At 71.1% G+C, this 21226-nt stretch carries 19 protein-coding genes; 9 read left to right on the plus strand and 10 right to left on the minus strand.

The window, feature by feature from the left end; translation table 11 throughout:
* Positions 1–22: 22 nt before the first annotated feature.
* Entirely contained in the window at positions 23–421 is a 399-nt protein-coding gene (locus IGS69_RS07155; protein WP_190897793.1) for an ectoine synthase, read from the plus strand.
* 7 nt (positions 422–428) lie between these two features.
* On the plus strand, positions 429–1337 hold the full coding sequence (thpD, locus tag IGS69_RS07160) for an ectoine hydroxylase (RefSeq protein ID WP_190897794.1): 909 nt from the start codon (positions 429–431) through the stop codon (positions 1335–1337).
* A gap of 98 nt (positions 1338–1435) precedes the next feature.
* Here the strand turns inward: thpD and IGS69_RS07165 are convergent, their stop codons facing one another.
* From IGS69_RS07165 to IGS69_RS07185, 5 genes are all read right to left on the minus strand, one after another.
* Positions 1436–2488 (minus strand): aminotransferase class V-fold PLP-dependent enzyme, encoded by a 1053-nt coding sequence (locus IGS69_RS07165; RefSeq protein ID WP_190897796.1) that lies wholly within the window; start codon positions 2486–2488, stop codon positions 1436–1438.
* A gap of 96 nt (positions 2489–2584) precedes the next feature.
* Positions 2585–3301, minus strand: coding sequence for a DsbA family oxidoreductase (locus tag IGS69_RS07170; protein WP_190897797.1), 717 nt, complete (start codon positions 3299–3301; stop codon positions 2585–2587).
* Between the two features lie 74 nt (positions 3302–3375).
* Complete coding sequence (locus IGS69_RS07175) at positions 3376–3870, minus strand: GNAT family N-acetyltransferase (protein WP_190897798.1); 495 nt, start codon at positions 3868–3870, stop codon at positions 3376–3378.
* 46 nt (positions 3871–3916) lie between these two features.
* Entirely contained in the window at positions 3917–4525 is a 609-nt protein-coding gene (locus IGS69_RS07180; protein WP_190897799.1) for a DUF1349 domain-containing protein, read from the minus strand.
* A 123-nt stretch (positions 4526–4648) separates the two neighbouring features.
* Positions 4649–6178, minus strand: coding sequence for an aldehyde dehydrogenase (NADP(+)) (locus tag IGS69_RS07185; RefSeq protein WP_190897801.1), 1530 nt, complete (start codon positions 6176–6178; stop codon positions 4649–4651).
* Between the two features lie 132 nt (positions 6179–6310).
* On the opposite strand from IGS69_RS07185, the gene IGS69_RS07190 reads away from it, so the two are divergent.
* The 6 genes from IGS69_RS07190 to IGS69_RS07215 all read left to right on the plus strand — a co-directional run bounded on the left by IGS69_RS07190 (position 6311) and on the right by IGS69_RS07215 (position 11471).
* A complete protein-coding gene (locus tag IGS69_RS07190; protein WP_190897802.1) occupies positions 6311–7084 on the plus strand; it encodes an IclR family transcriptional regulator in 774 nt (257 codons plus the stop codon).
* 3 nt (positions 7085–7087) lie between these two features.
* On the plus strand, positions 7088–7561 hold the full coding sequence (locus tag IGS69_RS07195; RefSeq protein ID WP_190897803.1) for a GNAT family N-acetyltransferase: 474 nt from the start codon (positions 7088–7090) through the stop codon (positions 7559–7561).
* 88 nt (positions 7562–7649) lie between these two features.
* Entirely contained in the window at positions 7650–7829 is a 180-nt protein-coding gene (locus IGS69_RS07200) for a hypothetical protein (RefSeq protein WP_190897804.1), read from the plus strand.
* A gap of 97 nt (positions 7830–7926) precedes the next feature.
* Complete coding sequence (locus tag IGS69_RS07205) at positions 7927–9243, plus strand: sensor histidine kinase (protein WP_190897805.1); 1317 nt, start codon at positions 7927–7929, stop codon at positions 9241–9243.
* A gap of 35 nt (positions 9244–9278) precedes the next feature.
* Complete coding sequence (locus tag IGS69_RS07210) at positions 9279–9941, plus strand: response regulator transcription factor (RefSeq protein WP_190897807.1); 663 nt, start codon at positions 9279–9281, stop codon at positions 9939–9941.
* A gap of 75 nt (positions 9942–10016) precedes the next feature.
* A complete protein-coding gene (locus IGS69_RS07215; RefSeq protein ID WP_190897808.1) occupies positions 10017–11471 on the plus strand; it encodes a peptidoglycan D,D-transpeptidase FtsI family protein in 1455 nt (484 codons plus the stop codon).
* Positions 11472–11600: 129 nt separating this feature from the next.
* Here the strand turns inward: IGS69_RS07215 and IGS69_RS07220 are convergent, their stop codons facing one another.
* Positions 11601–13058: an NCS2 family permease gene (locus tag IGS69_RS07220; protein ID WP_190897809.1), complete on the minus strand. Its 1458-nt coding sequence runs from the start codon at positions 13056–13058 to the stop codon at positions 11601–11603.
* Between the two features lie 401 nt (positions 13059–13459).
* Here IGS69_RS07220 and IGS69_RS07225 point away from each other — a divergent pair, with 401 nt between their 5' ends.
* The gene (locus IGS69_RS07225; protein ID WP_190897810.1) at positions 13460–15676 is read left to right on the plus strand and encodes a family 43 glycosylhydrolase; all 2217 of its coding nucleotides are present in this window, start codon (positions 13460–13462) and stop codon (positions 15674–15676) included.
* Positions 15677–15761: 85 nt separating this feature from the next.
* Here the strand turns inward: IGS69_RS07225 and IGS69_RS07230 are convergent, their stop codons facing one another.
* From IGS69_RS07230 to IGS69_RS07245, 4 genes are all read right to left on the minus strand, one after another.
* Positions 15762–16871 (minus strand): pectinesterase family protein, encoded by a 1110-nt coding sequence (locus IGS69_RS07230; RefSeq protein WP_190897811.1) that lies wholly within the window; start codon positions 16869–16871, stop codon positions 15762–15764.
* 98 nt (positions 16872–16969) lie between these two features.
* A complete protein-coding gene (locus IGS69_RS07235; RefSeq protein ID WP_190897812.1) occupies positions 16970–18280 on the minus strand; it encodes a pectate lyase family protein in 1311 nt (436 codons plus the stop codon).
* 119 nt (positions 18281–18399) lie between these two features.
* Positions 18400–19764, minus strand: a complete 1365-nt coding sequence (locus tag IGS69_RS07240; protein ID WP_190897814.1) for an ABC transporter substrate-binding protein — start codon at positions 19762–19764, stop codon at positions 18400–18402.
* A gap of 254 nt (positions 19765–20018) precedes the next feature.
* A complete protein-coding gene (locus IGS69_RS07245; protein WP_190904406.1) occupies positions 20019–21206 on the minus strand; it encodes a Gfo/Idh/MocA family protein in 1188 nt (395 codons plus the stop codon).
* Positions 21207–21226 lie beyond the last annotated feature (20 nt).

Genomic DNA, 21226 nt, shown 5'->3' on the forward strand with positions numbered 1-21226 from the left:
AACTAGGAGGCATCGCAGCACCGTGATTGTCCGTTCGTTCAAGGAGATCGAAGGTACCGACCGGCACGTGAAGGCGGCGTCCGGTACGTGGGAGAGCAAACGCATCGTCCTCGCCAAGGAGAAGGTCGGCTTCTCCCTGCACGAGACGATCCTGTATGCGGGTACGGAGACGTCGATGTGGTACGCGAACCACATCGAGGCCGTCGTCTGCACGGAGGGCGAGGCCGAGCTGACCGACCACGAGACCGGGCTGACGCACACCATCACGCCCGGCACCATGTACCTCCTGGACGGGCACGAGAGGCACACGCTGCGGGTCAAGAAGGACTTCCGCTGCCTCTGCGTGTTCAACCCGCCCGTGACCGGACGGGAGGACCACGACGAGAACGGCGTCTACCCGCTGCTCACCGAGGAGGTGTGACGTTTCCATGACCGCCACCACCGACACCACCACCGGTATCCCCGACCTCTACCCCAGTCGCGGTGCCGCCGAGGCGCTGACCCCGCGCCAGGACCCGGTCGTCTGGGGCGCACCCGACGCCCCGGGGCCGGTCTCCCCGGCCGACCTGCTGTCCTTCGAGCGCGACGGCTTCCTGGCCATCGACGAGCTCATCAGCGACGACGAGGTCGCGGTCTACCGCAACGAGCTCAACCGGCTGGTGCACGACCCGGACATGCGGGCCGACGAGCGGTCGATCGTCGAGCCGAAGTCCAAGGAGATCCGCACGGTCTTCGAGGTGCACAAGATCAGCGAGGTGTTCGCCCGGCTGGTCCGCGACGAGCGGGTGGTCGGACGGGCGCGGCAGATCCTCGGTTCGGACGTGTACGTCCACCAGTCGCGGATCAACGTCAAGCCGGGGTTCGGCGCCAGTGGCTTCTACTGGCACTCGGACTTCGAGACGTGGCACGCCGAGGACGGTCTGCCGCGGATGCGCACGGTGTCGGTCTCGATCGCGCTGACCGAGAACTTCGACACCAACGGCGGACTCATGATCATGCCGGGGTCGCACAAGACGTTCCTCGGGTGTGCGGGTGAGACGCCGAAGGACAACTACAAGAAGTCGCTGCAGATGCAGGACGCGGGCACGCCCTCGGACGAGGCGCTGACCCAGATGGCCACGCAGCACGGCATCAAGTTGTTCACGGGCAAGGCCGGATCGGCGACCTGGTTCGACTGCAACGCCATGCACGGCTCCGGCGACAACATCACCCCGTTCCCGCGCAGCAACGTGTTCATCGTGTTCAACAGTGTGGAGAACACGGCGGTGGAACCCTTCGCGGCGCCGGTGCGGCGACCGGAGTTCATTGGCGCGCGGGACTTCACGCCCGTGCGGTGACCGCCGGTCGGCCGTGAGACGGCCGTGACAGAGCTGCCGGGTGGGGCCTCCTCGTGTGGGACGGGAGGCCCCACCCGGTTTTTCATGCCGTCATGCCGTCATGCCGTCAGGGCGTCCAGGAGCCGGTCGACGTCCGCCGCGGTGTTGTAGAGGTGGAACGCCGCCCGCAGATTGCCGGCCCGGTCGGAGACCTCGATGCCCGCCCGGCTCAGCTCGCCCTGCCGGTGGCCGAGCCCGGGCACCGACACGATCGCCGAGCCCGGCGCGGGCACCGGCTCGTGGCCCAGCCCGGCGAGCCCGGCCCGGAACCGGTCCGCGAGGCCGACGTCGTGGGCGTGTACGACGTCGACGCCGATCTCCTCCAGCAGCTCCAGCGACGCACGCAGCCCGGCGTAGGTGAAGAGGGCCGGGCTGACATCGAACCGCCGTGCGGAGTGGGCGAGTTCCTCGACGGGGCCGTAGCAGCTGTCCCAGGGGCGTTCCCCGGCGACCCAGCCCGCGAGCAGCGGCGTGAGCCCGCCGAAGTCCCGCGGGGCGACGAAGAACGAGGCCCCGTGCGGGCCCAGCAGCCACTTGAATCCGACAGCGGCGAGGAAGTCGTCCGCGTCGGCGTCCATCGGCAGCCAGCCGGCCGACTGCGAGGCGTCGACGTAGGTACGGGCGCCATGGGCCCGGGCGGCGGCACGCACGGACGGCAGGTCGGCGAGGCGGCCGTCGGCGGACTGGGCGGCGCTGACCGCGACCAGCGCGGTGTCCGGGCGGACGGACTCGGCGAGCCGTTCCAGCGGCACGGCGCGCACCTTGAGGTCGCCGCGCGTGTGGAACGGGTTGACCAGCGAGGAGAAGTCGCCCTCCACCGTGAGGACTTCGGCCCCCGCGGGCAGCGAGGCGGCGATCAGCCCGCCGTACTCGGCGACCGAGGCACCGGTCGCGACGCGCTCGGCCGGAACGCCGGCCAGCCGGGCGAAGGACGCGCGGGCGGCCTCCACGTCCTCGTACAGGGGACCCAGCGGCGTGCCCTCGGCACGCATCCGCACCGCCGACTGCACGGCGCCGACGGTCCGGGCGGGCAGGAGCCCGTTGCTCGCGGTGTTGAGGTAGGTGTGCTTCGGGGTGAACTCGGCACGGACGAGGTTCTCGAAGGTCTCCATGGGTCCACTCTGCGTCCCCGGGATCTCCCCGTCCATTGCCGATTTCTGCGTGACGCCGCTAAGGAGCGCTTATGAGTGGGCTCCGACCTGGGCGTTTCAGCGCTGGGGCACGGCGCAGCCGTCCGGGCCGCAGGCGTCCGCGTCGTCGCCGCCGTCGACGATCTTCAGCGGCGAGGCCTCGCCGTACGCCTGGGCGAGGGCCCGGGCGAAGACCTCGGCGGGCTGGGCACCGGAGACGCCGTACTTGCGGTCGAGGACGAAGAAGGGCACCCCGTTCGCCCCGAGCTGCGCGGCCTCGCGCTCGTCGGCGCGGACCTCGTCGGCGTACGCGCCCGGGTCGGCGAGCACCGCGCGCACGGCGTCCGGGTCGAGACCGGCGGCCGAGGCGAGCTCCACCAGCCGCTCGTCGTCGTTGAAGACGGACCGCTCCTCGGCGAAGTTGGCCCGGTAGAGCAGGTCGAGCAGCTGCTCCTGGCGGCCCTGGTCCTTGGCGAAGTGCAGCAGGCGGTGCATGTCGAAGGTGCTGCCGTGGTCGCGGCCCCGGGTGCGGTAGTCGAGGCCCTCCGCCGACGCCTGGGCGCCCAGGTTGTCCTCCCCGGCCTCGGCCTGCGCGGCGCTCATCCCGTACTTCTTGGTGAGCATCGTGATCACGGGCTGGATGTCGTCCTTGGCGCGGCCGGGGTCCAGCTCGAAGGAGCGGTGCACGACCTCGACCTCGTCGCGGTGCGGGAAGTCCCGCAGCGCCTTGTCGAAGCGGGCCTTGCCCACATAGCACCAGGGGCAGGCGATGTCGCTCCAGATCTCGACGCGCATGTCTCGGCTCTCTCCAGGTCGTACGGGTACGGAGACTCCCTCCGCCGAGTGGATGAACGTTCAAGCAGCTGGGTTCATTCCCCGGCCAGGGCGAGACGCATCCGCAGATGGTGAGCCCCCGGGTCGACCGGTTCCGGGACCCAACCCTGCCGCCGGTAGAACCCCTGCGCCCGCAGATTGTCGACGTGCACGTCGAGCACGGCCGTCCGCCTGCCGTCGGCCCGCCATTCCTCCACACAGGCCGCGTGCAGGGCGGTGCCGACGCCGGCGCGCCAGTGGCCGGGATCGACGTGGAACTGGAAGAGCTTCACGGTGTCCGCCGCGGCGTCCTCGGGGGTGCGGAAGGAGGCCAGGCCGACGATGCGGCCCGCTTCCACGACGCACAGCACACGGCCGTCCGGCCGGGTGAGGGCAGTGCGCCAGGATGCGGACCAGTCGGTGCCGTCCTGCGGCACCCCGTCGGGGTAGTACGTGGCCCGGGCCCGGGCGTGCAGCGCGACGACGTCCGCCACCTCGGCGGGCAGGACGGTGCGGATCACACGGTCGGGGATCACTCGGTCGTTGATCATGCAACGGAGGACGAGAGAGCCCGGGGCCGCGGTTCCCGGCCCGGCCTCAGCTTCCGTCGCGCAGGTCGTTCGGCCAGGACGGCCTGAACTCGATGTGGTCGTACGTCACCACGCAGCCCTCCCCCATCGGGGACTGGGTCATGAAGCCGACCAGGGCCGCGCCGGTCTCCTTCTCGTCGCCGAGGGTGAAGAGGCGGACGAAGGTCCAGCGTTCGCCGTCCCGGGAGGCGTGGAAGGCGAAGGCCCGGCCGGTGCGGCTGATCCGAAGCCAGACGGAACTGCCGTCCACAGTGAAGGAGTTGGCGTCGTCGGAGTGCCCCCGGGTGACCACCGTACAGACGGTGGGGACGTCCGGGGAGTACTCCAGACAGAGCTTGGCCCAGGCCCGCTCCCCCACGTGGACGTAGAGCACCCCGGCGTCGAAGGCCGCGCCGAACCCGACGGTGACCTTGGCGATCAGCTGGAAGTCCCCTTCGGGCGCCCCGAGCAGCCGGGGCGCGTCGGAAGCGGGGTCCAGCCCCTCCCCGGTGGGCGGCACGAACCGATCCTGCCGCGCCCCGGCCCACCCGGTGAGCACGCCGTCCTCGTAGGACCAGTGGCCGTCGGGCCCGTACGTACGCAGACCGAAAGGAAGTTCGGGAAGTTCGAGATCCATTCGACCGAGTCTTTCAGGTCCCACCGTCAGGGGCGCGGGACTGTGTCAATTTGCGGCTCCGCCGCGTGGGCGCGATCAACCACAACGAACCGGCAGACCGCGGATCACCGCACCCCCACGGCGCTAACGCTCCAAACGCCCGTTGAACCGACGAGGCAGACCCAGCGGGTTCTCGTCCCGCAGCTCCACCGGCAGCAACGCCTCCGGGGCGTTCTGATAGGCAACCGGCCGCATCCACCGCTCGATCGCCGTCCCGCCCACCGACGTGGACGTCGACGTCGTGGCCGGGTACGGCCCACCGTGGTGCTGAGCCGCCGCGACGGCGACACCCGTCGGCCAGCCGTTCACCAACACCCGCCCCGCCAGCGGCGTCAGCTCCGCGAGGATCTCCGCACCGCGGCCCTCGCCCGCGGCCTCCTCCTCGGACAGCTGCACCGTCGCCGTGAGGTTCCCCGGCAGGCGCGACAACACCGCCTTCACCTCGGTCTCGTCCTCGTAGCGGGCCACCACGGTGACCGGCCCGAAGCACTCCTCCAGGAGCAGGTCGTGCTCGCCCTCCGCGGCCAGCCTGCTCGCCGGCACCGTAAGGAACCCCGCGCTGACGGTGTGCTCGCCGCCCGCGCCGGGGGTGACCGGGGAGTCGACGTCGGGCAGTTCGGCCCGCTCGGCGACGCCGGCCACGAAGTTGTCGCGCATGCGGTGGTCGAGCAGGACCCCGGCGTCGGTGTCGCTGACGGCGTCCGTCAGCGACTTCAGCAGGGCGTCGCCCGCGGCACCGGCCGGCGCGAGGACGAGACCCGGCTTCACGCAGAACTGGCCGACGCCCAGCGTCATCGAACCGGCGAGCCCGGCGCCGATCGCCTCGGCCCGCTCGGCCGCCGCGGCCTCCGTGACGACGACCGGGTTCAGCGAGCCCAGCTCGCCGTGGAAGGGGATCGGGACCGGGCGGGCCGCCGCCGCGTCGAAGAGGGCGCGGCCACCGCGCACGGAGCCGGTGAAGCCGGCCGCCGCGACCAGCGGGTGCTTGATCAGCTCGACGCCCGCCTCGAAGCCGTGGACCAAGCCCACGACGCCCTCGGGGACGTCGTGCCGGGCGGCGGCGCGGCGCAGCACCTTGGCGACGTACTCGGACAGGGCCGGGTGGTCCGGGTGGGACTTGACGACGACCGGGCAGCCGGCCGCGAGGGCGCTCGCGGTGTCGCCGCCCGCGACCGAGAAGGCGAAGGGGAAGTTCGACGCCGCGTAGACGGCGACGACGCCCAGCGGCACCTTGTAACGGCGCAGGTCGGGGATGGGCGGGGTCGCGGTGTCGTCGGGGTGGTTGATGACGACGTCGAGGAAGGCGCCCTCGTCGACGATGTCCGCGAAGGCGCGCAGCTGGTAGCAGGTGCGGGCGAGCTCGCCGGTCAGCCGGACCGGGCCGAGCGCGGTCTCGGCGTCGGCGGTCTCGACGAGACCGCCCCTGGCCGTCTCCAGCTCGTCGGCGGCGGTGCGCAGGAAGGCCGCGCGGACCGTGCGGTCGGCGAGGGCGCCGCGTGCCTCGTGCGCGGCGCGGACGGCGGCGTCGACCTCCTGGGCTGTGGCCTCCACCGCAACCTGCTCACGCTGCTTCCCGGTTCGGGGGTCGACACTCCAGACTGGTGCTGCTGCCACCGCGGGTCCCTCCACACATGTATTGCCGCAGTACTGGGTCACCCACCAGGGGCGTTCGATATACTGAACGCTGTCTCTGATGATGAATACGCTGTGGAGACTATTTCCCGTCCAACGAAGGGGTCAAGGGCGATGTCGGCTGGCGAGACGGGCGGCGGGGCGCAGGTCAAGTCCGCGGTGAGAACGGTTGAACTGCTCGAATACTTCGCCGGAAGCCCCGGCATGCACTCCCTCGCGGCGGTCCAGGAGGCCGTGGGGTATCCCAAGTCCAGCCTCTACATGCTGCTGCGCACTCTGGTCGAACTGGGCTGGGTGGAGACGGACGCGACGGGCACGCGGTACGGCATCGGCGTGCGGGCCCTGCTGGTCGGCACGTCGTACATCGACGGTGACGAGGTCGTCGCGGCGGCCCGCCCGACCCTGGACCGGCTCTCGGACGACACGACCGAGACGATCCACCTCGCCCGCCTCGACGGCACGAACGTCGTCTATCTGGCCACCCGCCAGTCCCAGCACTATCTGCGTCCCTTCACCCGGGTCGGCCGCCGGCTGCCGGCGCACTCCACGTCCCTCGGCAAGGCGCTGCTGAGCACGTACTCGGACGAGCAGGTGCGCAAGATGCTCCCTGAGACGCTGCCCGCGCTGACCGAGCACACGATCACCGACCGGGAGAAGCTCATCGAGGAGCTGCACCAGGTGCGGGACCAGGGCTTCGCGGTGGACCGCGAGGAGAACACGCTGGGGCTGCGCTGCTTCGGTGTGGCGATCCCGTACCGCACCCCGGCGCGCGACGCGATCAGCTGCTCCGTGCCGGTGGCGCGGCTGACCCCGGCGCACGAACAACTGGTCAAGGACGCCCTCTTCGACGCACGGGACCGGCTGACACTGGCCACCCGTAGGCTCTGAGACATGAATGTCGAGCTGCGCCCCGTCCACGACAGCGATCTGCCGGTCTTCTTCCGGCAGATGAACGACCCCGAGTCCCTGAGCATGGCGGCCTTCACCCCGGAGGATCCGGCCGACCGGGCCGGCTTCGACACCCGCTGGTCCCGGATGCGCTCCTCGCCCGATGTCGTCGTCCGTACGGTCCTGGCCGACGGGGACGTGGTCGGCAGCGCGGGGGTGTACGGGGTGCCGGGTGAGCGCGAGGTGACGTACTGGGTCGACCGCGCGTACTGGGGCAAGGGCATCGCCACGCAAACGCTGCGGGCGCTGCTCGCCGAGGTGCCCGAGCGCCCGCTGTACGCGCGCGCGGCGTCGGACAACACGGGGTCGCTGCGCGTGCTGGAGAAGTGCGGGTTCCTGGTGACGGCGGCGGCCCGCGGGTTCGCCCCGGCCCGCGGTGCCGAGATCGACGAGACGGTGCTCATCCTGGAGGGCTGAGGCGCCGAGCCCCTCTCCCCCGCCCGGCGGAGGCGGATCGTCGCCGGGCAGGAGGTGCCGGCGGCCCGGCGTGCGGGAGCCTGATCGCATGACGCAGTCGCTCGCTCCCGCCGCCCGCCCCACCACCGGCCCCGGCCGCGCCCGGCGGATCCTCCGTGCCGTCGCCGTCGTCTCCTGTGTCCCGTACCTCGGCCTCAAGACCGCCTGGATCGCCGGAGGTCACGTGGGGATACCCGAGGGCACCTCGCCGACCGGGCCACGCCGCTGATGAACCTCGCCTACGCTGGCCAGATGCTCGTCGGGCTCCTCGTCGCCGCCATCGGCGTCTACCACTTCGCCGAGCGCGCGGCCGCGCGGCGGGCGGTGTGAGCGCGGTCGTCCGGTCGCTGTTCGGCCGGCGGGCGCGGCTGCGCTGGATCCATCTGATCCTCGGCGGTGCGCTGGCCATGCCGTACGTCCTGGTCGGCTCGGCGGTCGTCGGCCCGGTCACCGGCTCGGCGGACGTCTTCGGCTCCTTCCCCCTCCAACTCGCCTCGTTCGCCGTGGGCCTGCCGCTGGCGGCCGTCAGCTCGCTGTTCCCGCTGACCCGGCCGCTGGAGTCGGCCGCGGTGCGCTGGCTGTGCGGGGTGGACACGGACCGGCTCGCCCCCGGGCCCGCACGCACGCGCGGCGAGAAGGGCCGCACGGCCGCCTGGTTCACGCTGCATCTCGGGGTCGGCGGGATCATCGCGGGCATGTCGCTGGCGCTGCCGCCGTTCGCCGTCACGCTGATCGTGCTGCCGCTCCTCGCCGGGCTGCGCGGCGACCGGCTGGGGCTGCCCGAAGTGCTGGACCACGCCTGGGCGTTGGCGCTCGCCCCGGTCGCGGGGGCGCTCTCCCTCGTGGCCCTCGCCGGCTGCGCGGCCGGCTGCGGTGCGCTGCTGGCCCGCTGGGCGCCCCTGCTGCTCGGTCCCACGCCCCGGGAGCGGCTCGCCGCCGCGGAGGCCCGCGCGGCCGACCTGGCCGTGCGCAACCGGCTGGCGCGGGAGCTGCACGACTCCGTCGGCCACGCCCTGAGCGCGGTCACCCTCCAGGCGAGCGCGGCCCGCCGGGTCCTCGGCTCCGACCCGGAGTTCGTCCGCGAGGCCCTCGCCTCGATCGAGGACACGACCCGGCGCACGGTCGGTGAACTCGACGCCGTACTGGGTGTGTTGCGCGAGGGCGACGCCCCCGGCACGGCTCCGGCGCCCACCCTCGCCGCCGACCTCGACGGGCTGCTGCGGCGTACCCGGGCGGGCGGGCAGCGGGTGGCGGCCACCGTGGACGCCGACCCGGAGGCCCTGCCCCCGCTGCTGTCGCGGGAGGCCTACCGCATCGTCCAGGAGGGGCTGAGCAACGCCCTCAAGCACGCCGGTGAGGGGGCGGCCGTGGACGTGCGGATCGCGGTGGCGGACGGGGAGCTGGAGATCACCGTGGAGAACCCGGTCACCGGCCCCGCGCCTTCCCGCACCGGCGGCGGTCACGGGCTGCGGGGCATCGCGGACCGGGCCAGACTGCTGGGCGGCACGGCGACGGCGGGACCGACCGCGACGGCGGCGGGAGAGACGGCGGCACCCCGGCCGGGCAGCACCTCGCCGGCGGGACCGACCGCTCCTCAGACCTGGCGGCTGCACGCGCGCCTGCCGATGAAGGGCCCCGCATGACCCCGCCCGGCCCCGATCCCGTTGAAGGAACCCGTATGAACCGCCCGGCCCCGATCCGTGTCGTCCTCGCCGACGACGAGCGCATGGTGCGCACCGCGCTGCGCGCCATCCTCTCCGCCGAGCCCGACCTGGACGTGGTGGGCGAGGCGGCCACCGGCGCCGAGGCGGTGTCGGTCGTCCGGGAGCTGCGGCCGGACGTGTTCCTCATGGACGTGCGGATGCCGGAGACCGACGGGATCCGCGCCACCGAGCAGATCCTCGCCACGCTCGACGACCCGCCGCGGATCGTCGTGGTGACGACGTTCGAGAACGACTCCTACGTCTACGACGCGCTGCGGGCCGGAGCCGCCGGGTTCCTGCTGAAGCGGGCGGACGCCGACGCGCTGGTGCAGGCGGTCCGGCTGGTGGCGCGCAGCGACAGCCTGCTCTTCCCGGCGGCCGTGCGCACCCTGGCGACCGAGCACGCCCGCGCGCACCCGGCGCCGCCCGCGTGGGTGGCGAAGCTCACGGGGCGCGAGGCGGAGGTGCTGCGGCACATGGCGCGGGGGCTGACCAACGCGGAGATCGCCCGTCTGATGGAGGTCGGCCCGGCCACGGTGAAGTCCCACGTCGCGGCGGTCCTGGCCAAGACCGGCACCCGGGACCGCACACAGGCGGTGATCGCCGCGTACGAGGCCGGGTTTCTGAACGGCGGATGAGAATCCGCCCCGCCGGATGAGAAACCAGGACGGACGGGAACGATCCGCCCGGCGTGGCTCGTCCTTCAGTTCGGAATGAACAAGACGATCAGGCGCGCTTCGGTCTTCTCGCTGCTCCTGGTGCTCGCTCTGCTGGTCAGGGCGACCTGGGTGCAGTTCTACGACGGCCGGGCGCTGGCAGACGACAAGGACAACCGGCGGAACGCGATCGAGACGTACTCGGCGCCGCTCGGCAACATCATCGTGGGCGGCCGGTCGGTGACCGGTTCGGCGCCGACGAAGAAGAGCGACCTCAAGTACAAGCGGACGTACACCGACGGCGCGCTGTACGCGGCCGTGACCGGTTTCGCGTCGCAGGCGTACGCCCCGACCCAGCTGGAGGGCATCTACACCGACCTGCTCAACGGCACGGACAGCCGGCTGAAGTCCGTGATGGACACGGTCACCAACCAGCGGGCCGAGCCGGGCAACGTGGTCACGACCATCGACCCGGACGTGCAGAAGGCCGCCTACGAGGCGCTCGGCGACAAGAAGGGCGGTGCCGTCGCCGTCGACCCGAAGACCGGGAAGATCCTCGCGGCCGTGTCGACGCCGTCGTACAGCCCCTCCTCGCTGACCGACGCCAACACCGCGGGGACGGCCTGGCAGAAGCTCACCTCGGACCCGGAGAAGCCGCTGGTGAACCGTGCGCTGCGGCAGCCGCTGCCGCCCGGTTCGACGTTCAAGCTGGTCGTGGCGGCGGCCGCGCTGGAGGACGGGCTGTACTCGTCGGTGGACGAGAGGACGGACAGCCCGGATCCGTACACGCTGCCGGGCACCAGCCGGGACCTGACGAACGAGAACCCGAACGCGCCCTGCACGAACGCGACCATCCGCACGGCGCTGGAGTACTCGTGCAACAACGTCTTCGCCAAGATGGCCGTGAAGCTGGGCCAGGACAAGGTGAAGGCGATGGCTGAGAAGTTCGGCTTCAACGACGACGAGCTGGACGTGCCGGTCCGGGCCTACACGAGCGTGTACCCGTCGGACATGGACCCCGCGCAGACGGCCCTGACGGGCATCGGCCAGTTCGACGTCACCGCCACCCCGCTGCAGATGGCCATGGTGTCGGCGGCCATAGCCAACGGCGGCAAGCTGGTGTCGCCGCACATGGTCTCGCGGATCACCGACAGCGGTGGTGATGTGCTGGAGGACTACGACGACGCGGACACGAAGGAGATCGTCAGCCCCTCGACCGCCGAGCAGTTGCAGTCGGCGATGGAGACGGTCGTCGACAAGGGCACGGGCACGAACGCCCAGGTCCCGGGCGCGACCGTGGGCGGCAAGACGGGCACGGCCCAGCACGGCGAGAACAACAGCCAGGTGCCGTACGCCTGGTTCACCTCGTACGGCACGTCCGACTCGTCGGGCAAGGAGGTCGCCGTCGCGGTCATGGTCGAGCAGTCGGACGCGGCCCGCTCGGAGGTCAGCGGCAACGGCCTGGCGGCGCCGGTCGCCAAGGCCATGATGCAGGCGGCGCTGAAGGACTGAGGCTTCCCCGCTGAAGGCTTGAGGCTCCGCCACTGAACCCCCGCGGCCGATACGCCGTCTGTACAGACGAGACGGGCCGCCCCCTTCCCCCCGGGGGCGGCCCGTCCTCGTGTCACCGGCCGCCCGGCGTCACTTCACTCCCAGCAGCTGCTCGATCGGGTCGATGGCGAAGTACACGAGGAACAGCGCCGAGGTCCCCCACAGCAGCCAGTGGATCTCCTTGGCCTTGCCGAGGACGGTCTTGATGACGACGTAGGCGAGGAAGCCGGCGCCGATGCCGTTGGTGATGGAGTAGGTGAACGGCATCACGGCGATGGTGAGGAACGCGGGGATGGCGATGTCGTAGCGGTCCCAGTCGATGTGCTTGACCTGGGTCATCATCAGGAAGCCGACGGCGACCAGGGCCGGGGCGGCCGCCTGCAGCGGGACGATGGTGAGCAGCGGGGTCAGGAACAGCGCGAGGCCGAACAGGCCGCCGGTGACGAGGTTGGAGAAGCCGGTGCGCGAGCCCTCGCCGACACCGGCCGCGGACTCGATGTAGGAGGTCGCCGAGGAGGCGGAGGCCGCGCCGCCCGCGACGGCGGCGGCGCCGTCGATCAGCAGCACCCGGCCGAGGTTCGGGACCTTGCCGTCCTCGTCGAGCAGGCCGGCCTCGGCGCTGATGCCGACCACCGTGCCCATGGTGTCGAAGAAGTCGGACAGGATCAGCGTGAAGATCAGCAGGACGACGGTGATGACGCCGACGCCGGGAGCGGTGAAGGCGCCGAACAGGTCGAAGTCGCCGATGAGGCCGAAGTCGGGGGCGTCGACGAGGTTGTCCGGCCAGGACGGCGTGGTCAGGCCCCAGGACTTGATGTCGGCGAGGGAGTTGATCACGATCGCCAGCGCGGTCATGGTGACGATGCTGATGAGGATGGCGCCCTTGACCTTGCGGGCGAGCAGTCCGACCGTCAGCAGCACGCCGAGGCAGAAGACCAGCATCGGCCAGCCGGCGAGGGTGCCGGTGCCGCCCAGCTGAACGGGGACGGTGGTGTTGGCGGCGTCCGGGATGCGGCTGACGAACCCGGCGTCGACGAAGCCGATGAAGGCGATGAACAGGCCGATGCCCACGCTGATCGCCTGCTTGAGCGGCTGGGGTATGGCGTGCATGACGGCCTCGCGCAGACCGGTCACCACCAGCACGCAGATCAGCAGGCCTTCGAGGACGATCAGGCCCATCGCGTCGTCCCAGCTCATCAGCGGGGCGATCTGGAAGGCGACGACGGCGTTCAGGCCGAGTCCGGCGGCGAGCGCCAGGGGCAGGTTGCCGCCGACGCCCATGATGATCGTCATGACCGCGGCCACCAGGGCGGTGGCGGTGGTGAGTTGGACGGCGTCCAGCTGGTGCCCGAACTTGTCCTTCGCGCTGCCCAGAATGATGGGATTCAGGACAAGGATGTAGGCCATCGTGAAGAACGTGGCGAAGCCGCCGCGTATCTCGCGGCCGAAGGTGGACCCCCGCTCGGAGATCTTGAAGAACCGGTCGACGCTGTTCGCCGCCGGCGGGGCGGCGTCGGACCGGTCGGCCACCTTCTGCGATTCGGACATGGCGCGTGCTCCTCGATGCCTGGGTGATCGGTGTGCGGGTGCTGGCTGGATTTTCGTCGCGTTGGACCACGTTGAGGTGTGCTTCGTGTTACGAAATCGACGTCCGGCCGGCACCTCGGCCCTCCGGAGCCCCCTCCGGACGGCCGGACGGCACCGGCCGAGCCCCCTCGGCCGACAGGGCGGCGCCCCCGCCGCGGCGTCGTCGACTCGAAGGGCGGCGTGGCGACGCCGCCGTCCCAGGTGTTGCCCGCTCCGGCCCGTTTCGGGCGCCCACGACCTGACGTCCCGAAAGTTTCGGAGACACGGGCCGCACCCGCACCCGTTGACGCCCCGCGTCCCTCCGGTGAGACTCCGAAGGCCGCTCATTCAACAGAATCCCCCAGACTCCGACAGGAAGTGTCATGCGCCCCCGCATCGCCCGCACGCTCCTGCTCCCCTTCCTCGCCCTGACCGGCCTCCTGCTGACCCTCCTCAGCGCGCCGCCCAGCACCGCAGACCCCGGAGCCCCACCCGTGAAGCACAGCACGTACGCCGGCTATCTCTTCGCCTACTTCACCGGTGAGGGCACCGCCGACGGCGAGCAGATCCGCTACGCCCTCAGCCGCGGCAACGACCCGCTGCACTGGCGTGAGCTGAACGCGGGCAAGCCGGTGCTGACGTCCACGACCGGCGAGAAGGGCCTGCGCGACCCGTTCGTCATCCGCTCCCCCGAGGGCGACAAGTTCTACCTGATCGCCACCGACCTGCGGATGTACAAGAATTCCAGCGGCAGCTGGGACCAGGTCCAGCGGCACGGCAGCAAGTCGATCATGGTCTGGGAGTCCACCGACCTGGTCCACTGGACCGACCAGCGCCTGGTGAGGGTCTCCCCGGACAGCGCGGGCAACACCTGGGCCCCGGAGGCCTACTGGGACGACGAGCTCGACGCGTACGTCGTCTTCTGGGCGTCGAAGCTGTACGCCGACGACGACCCGGACCACAAGGGCGACACGTACAACAAGATGCTGTACGCGACCACGAAGGACTTCCGCACCTTCAGCGAGCCGAAGGTCTGGAACGACCCGGGCTACTCGGTGATCGACTCCACGGTCGTGAAGTACAGGGACGAGTACTACCGCTACACCAAGGACGAGCGGGACCCCGGCTCCTCCAGCCCGTGCTCGAAGTTCATCACCGGCGAGAAGTCGGCCTCCCTTACGTCCACCACGTACGACTTCGTGGCCGACTGCATCGGCAAGGGCGCGATGGACCGCGGCGAGGGGCCGACGGTGTTCAAGTCGAACACCGAGAAGAAGTGGTACCTGTTCATCGACGAGTACGGTGGCCGCGGCTACGTCCCCTTCGAGACCACCGACCTCGCCTCGGGCAAGTGGACCCCGTCGACGAACTACCAGCTCCCGGCGAGCCCCCGGCACGGCACTGTGCTCCCGGTGACGCAGCGGGAGTACGACCGCCTGCTGGCCGCCTACCCGAGCACCTCCACCTCGGTGGTGGACGCGACGGCCAAACACCAGAAGGGCTACGCGATCGTCACGGACAGCGCCTCGAAGGTCGTGCTGCCGATGGAGCCCAAGGCCGGTCTGCGCGACCTCGCGCCGGAGCTCTGGGTCGGTGAGGGCGCGAAGCTCAGCCCGAAGTCCGGCACCCGCCGCGACTTCCGCACGCCGCAGAAGTACACCGTGACGGCCGCCGACGGCACCGAACGCACCTGGACGGTCGAAGCGGTCCGCACCCGCAGTCCGATCCTGCCGGGCCTGAACGCCGACCCCGACGTGCACTACCTGAACGGCCGGTACTGGATCTACCCGACCACGGACGGCTTCCAGGGCTGGAGCGGCACCACGTTCAAGGCGTACTCGTCGAAGGACCTGGTGAACTGGAGGGACCACGGCGTCATCCTCGACCTGGGGCCGGACGTGAGCTGGGCCGACAAGAACGCCTGGGCACCCGCGATCGCCGAGCGGAACGGCACGTACTACTTCTACTTCTGCGCCGAGCAGCAGATCGGCGTGGCGGTCGCCGACTCCCCCGCCGGCCCGTTCAAGGACGCGCTCGGCAAGCCGCTGGTGGCCAAGGGCGGTTCGCTCAAGGGACAGATGATCGACCCTGCGGTCTTCACGGACGACGACGGCCAGGCGTACCTGTACTGGGGGAACGGCCACGGGTATGTGGTGCCGCTGAACGACGACATGGTGTCCTTCGACGCGTCGGAGGTGAAGGACATCACCCCGGACAACTTCCGCGAGGGTTCCTTCGTCATCAAGCGGAAGGGCACGTACTACTTCATGTGGTCGGAGGACGACACCCGCAGCGAGAACTACCACGTGGCGTACGCGACGGGACCGTCCCCGCTCGGCCCGTGGACCAAGCGCGGGACGGTCCTTCAGAAGCGGCCCGAGTACGGCATCCTCGCCACCGGCCACCACTCGGTGGTGAACGCCCCCGGCACCGACGACTGGTACATGGTCTACCACCGCTTCGCCCTCAACGGCCCCGGCCTGCCGGGCGGTGACGGCATGCACCGCGAGACCACCGTCGACCGCATGGAGTTCGCGGCCGACGGCACCATCGAGCCCGTGGTGCCGACGCTGGAGGGGATCAGCCCGGTCCGGCGGTGACGCCGCCCGGCCTCGGCCGACGAAGTGGGCATTGCCGTGGACGATCACTGTGTCGCGTGGGTCCCCGGCCGCTCCCCGGAGCGTGTCAGCCCGCCTCCTTCCACGGCTCCCAGTCGCCGAGCCAGGCCCCACGGGTCGCGGACCGGGCCTGCCGCGCGGTGAGCTGGGGCCGGTTGGCGGGGACGGTGACGACCGCGCCCGGCCCGGTGTTGCGGTACTCGGCGAAGCGCTGGGCCTGCCACGGGTACGCGTCCGACATGGTGGCGTAGGGCGCGACCGCGTCGATGCCCGGGCCGAGCCGGGTGTCCCGCACGGTGAGCATGGGGCGGGCGGTGGTGTCGGAGCTGGGCACCCAGGGCCGGGCCAGCTTGTAGGAGCCGTCGGGCGCCTCGCTGCTGACGCGGCTGCGGGTCACCAGGTAGCCGCGCGGATTGGCACCGGCGGTCGACGGCGCGAAGACGAAGCCGTAGGGGGCGCCGGCCAGGTCGGTCCGGGACAGGGTCCGGAAGTGGCACTGCTCGAAGACGGCGCTCGCCCGTCCGAAGACGAAGTCGACGTCGCCCTCGGCGTAGCAGTGGGTGAAGTACTGGCGGGCGAAGGTGCCGAGCGCCATGGAGTCGGCGTACAGGGTGTCCTGGTGGCCGAGGAACCGGCAGTGGTGGAAGGCGGAGCGGTCGCCCTGGACCTTGAGGGCGACGGCCTGGGTGCCGGTGATGTCGGGGTGGCCGGCGCGCAGCCAGTCGTTGGCGAAGGTGATGAAGCGGGCCGTGAAGCCGTCGGCCTGGACGGTGGTGGTGGCGGAGCCGGTCGTGCCGTGGGTGCCGCCACCCGGCTTGGGCGTGCCGGCCGCGTTGTCGTACACGACCACGACGTCACGGGGGTCCTCGCTCGCCCCGATCCAGGTCATCGCGGTGTGGGTGCGGTCCACGGCCACCGTCTCCCGGTAGGTGCCGGGGGCGATGACGAGGGTGTGCCCGGTTCCGTCCGCCGCGGCCACCGCGTCCCGGACGGTGGTGACGTCACCGGCGCCGCCGGGATGGACGTACAGCGTCCCGGGCGTCAGGCGTGCGGCCGGTGAGCCGTACCGGCCGAACGGGCGGGGGCGGCCGGCGGCCCGGGCGTGGGCCGGGGACGCGCCGAGCGCGGCGCCCGCTCCGGCGGTCAGCGTCAGGAATCGTCTTCTGGACAGGGGCATGCGGGTGCTCCTTCGATGTCACTGCGGGAGGAGCCGGGGCGGGCGCGCCCCCGGGGTGGGGGTGGGGTGCGGTCCGCCCCGGCCGGTGTCCGGGAGCGTCAGCGGATGCGGCCCGCGCCGGCCTGCCGGTCGACGATCTGCGGCACGGCCCTCGGCGAGTCGACCTTTGTGCGCAGGGCCGGCTTCCAGCCCGCGCCGGACTGCAGAATCTCGCCGGGGATCTCGGCGTTGTGCACGGCGATGAGATCGGTCCGCTTGCCGTTGACGTAGTTGTTCCCGGCGGTGAGAGGCGCCTCGTTCCACTTCTTCAGGGTCTTGCCGGCGCCGACTCCGGCGGACAGCGAGAAGGCGTTGTCCGTGGCGTACAGCTGCGAGGAGGCGCCGATGCCGAACGTGTAGGCGTACGGCTGGTCCTCGGTGACCACGAAGTGGTTGTTGTAGGCGTCGACCTGGCCGAACCGCACGCGCGGGGCCCGCTCGACGATGCCCTGGAAACGGTTGTGGTGCAGGGTGACCTTGAGCTTGCCCGTGTCGTCGGCGCCGGCGCTGTCGCTGTTGCCGATCAGCATGGTCTTGTCGTGGTCCTCGAAGGAGTTCCAGGACACCGTCACGTGGTTGGCGCCGCGCACGATGTCGAGCAGCCCGTCGTGCTGCTGGTAGACCTTGCCGAAGTAGGTGGGCAGGCTGCTGTCGGGGTAGCGGCCGTCGGTGAGCGTGTTGTGGTCGATCCACACATGGGTGGAGCCGTGGACCACCACGCCGTCGTACTCGGAGTTCCAGGCGCCGGTCTTGTTGTCGTCGGTCGGGTCCCACTGCGGGAAGCAGTCGATCGGGGCCTCGAAGGCGAGGTTGCGGACGATGACGTTGTCGACGCCCTTGATCTGCAGGCTGCCGCCGCGGATGCCGGCGCCCTTGCCCACACCGACGATGGTGGTGTTGGCGGGCACGTTCGCCTTGATGGTCTTGTCCTGCGCCGCGGCCGACGCGGCCCTCAGGTCCTCCTGCTCGCCGCTGACCGGCTTGTCGTGGCCCCAGACGGCGGGGTCGTAGGCGGCGAGGTACTTCTGCAGGTCGTACCCGGCGGCCGCGAACGCGTCGCAGCCCTCGGAGACGGCGTCGATCACGCCCTTGACCTTGATGATCTTCGGCGCGGACCCGCCGTCCTCCAGGGCGGCGCGGAACTGCTCCCAGGTGGTGACGGTGTGGACGTGCGCGGCGTCCGCCCGGGAGCCGCCCGTGGTCCCGGAGCCGTAGGAGGCCCATCCGTCGTTCGCCGCGAGCGTCTGGCGGGTGACGTCCCGGGGCTGGGCCTGCGCGCCGGTGCCGCTCAGGGACAGCACGAGCGCGGTGCAGCCGACGAGCACGGCCGCTCTCGCAATGGCATGATCATGACACTTCTGAACGTTCATGGTGCGGCTCTCTTCCTTCTCGGTCAGGGCGCGACAAGCCAGGGCGGCCGGCAGCCTGAACACCACAGGCCGCCCCACGGCGAAACTCAGCGGGAACTCAGCGGGAACCCAGCAGAAACTCAGCCCTTCTGCTGGTTCCATTCCTCCTGCGCGGCATTCAACTGCCCGGCAACCGTGTCCAGGAATTCCTTCGCACTCATCTTCCCGAGCAGCACCTTCTGGAAGTTCGGCTCATTGTCGGCCTTGGAGATCGTGTTCCAGTCCGGCAGGTAGTACGGCAGCTGCACGATCGTCGTCGACCCGTCCGACAACGCGTCAGCGGCCAGCTTCGTCGGCTCGGCCTTCGAGATCCACGAGTCCTTCGCCGCGTCCGTGTTCGACGGCACCTGCCCCGCCGTCTCGTTGAACTTCGAGTTCTCCGCCTTTGACGTGGCGAACTCGATGAACTTCCAGGCCGCGTCCTTGTTCTTGCCGCTCTTGAACAGCCCCAGCCCGTCGACGGGGTTGGACACCTGAACCCGCTTGCCGCCGGCACCGATCGGCTGCGGAATGCCCCGGAACTTCTCGACCCCCAGCGCCTTCACATGGTCCTGGTAGGACCCCAGGTTGTGATTCAGCATCCCGATCGTGCCGGAGTCCCACTGCGCGACCATCTTCGTGAAGTCGTTGTTGAGGTCGGCGGCCGGGGTGACCTTCTTGTACAGCGCCGCGTACTTCTCCAGCGCCGCCACGTTCCTGGGGTCGTTGACCGTGGTCTTCTCACCACTGGAATCCCAGAACGACGTGATGCCGGACTGCCCGTACATGGCGTCCAGCGCCTGCGCGATGGAACCCGCACCACCGCGAATGGTGTAACCGAACTCGTTCTCGCCCGAGTTCGTCAGCTTCTCGGCGGCCTCGAAGAACCGCTCCCAGGTCGTCGGCTCCTCGAGCCCCGCCTTCTTGAACAGATCGGTGCGGTAGTACAGCACACCGTTGTTCGCGGAGGTCGGGATCGAGTACAGCTTGTCGTCCCCGCCGCCGGCGGCCTTCAGCGACTCGACCATGTCCTTGTTGAGCTTGCCACTCAGCGACGACGAGCCGAGCCGCTCGTCGAGCGGCTCCAGCGCGCCCTGCGCGGCGAACCCGGCGAGCATCGCCGCGCCCACGCCGCCGACGTCCGGCAGGCCGCCGCCCTGGAGGGCGGTGTCGACCTTGGACTGGTACTCGGTCGAGGCGATCCCGACGTACTCGACCTCGATGTCGGGGTTCGCCTTCTCGAAGTCGGCGATGATCTCCTTCCAGATCTCGGTGCGGACACCGCCGTTGTTGTCCCAGAAGACGATCTTGCCCTTGCCGCTTCCGTCGGCGCCCTTGTCGCCGCCCGCCCCGCTGCCGTCGTCGCCACAGGCGGTCGCGGTCAGCGCGAGGACGGCCCCCAGGGCGACGGCGGCCGAGGTGCGGCGGCGCCCGCCTCTGCTGCCGGTGTGATTGCTGATCTTCATGGGTCGGCTCTCTTCTTTTGGATCCAGCGGAACTCGAGGGTGTGGAGGTGGGGCAGCGGTGAGCGTGCGCCCCTCCGTCGGTGCCCGGCGCGAGGGCGATGGTCAGCCGGGTGTCGTTGCCGTCGGGGACGGCGTCCACGGCGGCCCGCACGGTCGGGTGGCCGGCCCTGCCCGGTCTTGACACAGCTCGGGCCGGGTGACGTACCGGCCGACCGGCCGGACCGCGACGCGCAGGACGGCGGTGTCGTTGCCGGTCATCGCGTGCTCACCTCGTTCGGCAGGTGCTCCGCGGCCAGGGCCCAGGGGGCGCCGAGCTCGGAGTAGAGGGAGAGGGTGTCGGCGGCGGCCGCGACGAGCCCGTCGATGCCGGGCACCACCCGGCGGTTCTCGCCGGGGACGCGGTGCCAGGCGCTCTCCGGCAGCGGCGCCGGGTCGGGAGCGGTACGGATGGCCTCCACGACCTTCATGAAGGCGCCGGTCGCGTCCGGCGGGACCAGCAGGGCCGCGCCGGTGGTGAGGTGCTCGACGAGGTTCTCCAGCAGGTCGGTACGGCCGTACTCGGACTCCTGCGGGCCGTGCCCCGCGCGCTGGAGCAGCACGCGGTCCTGCTTGTACCAGAAGGTGATGCGGCCGCTGCTGCCGTGCACCAGCACATACGGCTCGTCGGCCCGCTCGGCGCACAGCGTCGCGGCGACGGTGACCGGATGGCCCTGGGCGGTGGTGATCCGCACGCAGGAGGTGTCGTCGGACTGGATGGCGTTGGCGCGCAGCAGTTCGGTCTCGATGGTGAGCACGTCCTCGGCGCGGGCGCTGCCGCCGAGGGCGAGGGCGGTGGCGACGGCGTGCGCGAGGGGGTTGGTCAATGCGCCGTCGACGACGTCGACGCCGTTCATCCGCCGCTTGCCCGCCCAGGGGGCCCGGCGGAAGTAGTCCTCGTCGCGCACCCAGGCGCCGGCCCCGCCGAGCCCGGCCGGCGTGCCGATCGCGCCCTCGGCGATCAGCGCGCGGACGGCGGGCAGGGCGTGCGAGCCCAGCGACTGGAAGCCGATCTGGCAGACGACCCCGGCCGCGGCGACCCCGTCGGCCATCCGGCGGAACTCCGCGAAGGACGGGGCGGGCGGCTTCTCCAGGAGGAGATGCACGCCCCGCCCGGCCGCCGTGAGGGCGAGGTCGGTGTGGGTGGGGATCGGGGTGCAGATGACGGCGATCCGGGCGCCGGTGGAGTCCAGCAGGGCCCCGAAGTCGGCGGACTGCTCGGGGGCACCAAGGTCGCCGAGCTCCTCCTCGGTGAGCGGGCTCAGCTCGCAGACGCCCACCAGCCGTACGACGCCCCGCTGTTGCAGGCGGCGGATGTTCTCGACGTGCCAGCGGCCGTGTCCGCGGGCACCGGCGAGGACGACGGGCACGGGGATGCTCAGGGGTGCGCTCATGGAGTCGATCATGCGGCTGGTCACGGGGTCCT

Source organism: Streptomyces tuirus, from assembly GCF_014701095.1.
GTDB classification, from domain to species: Bacteria; Actinomycetota; Actinomycetes; order Streptomycetales; family Streptomycetaceae; genus Streptomyces; species Streptomyces tuirus.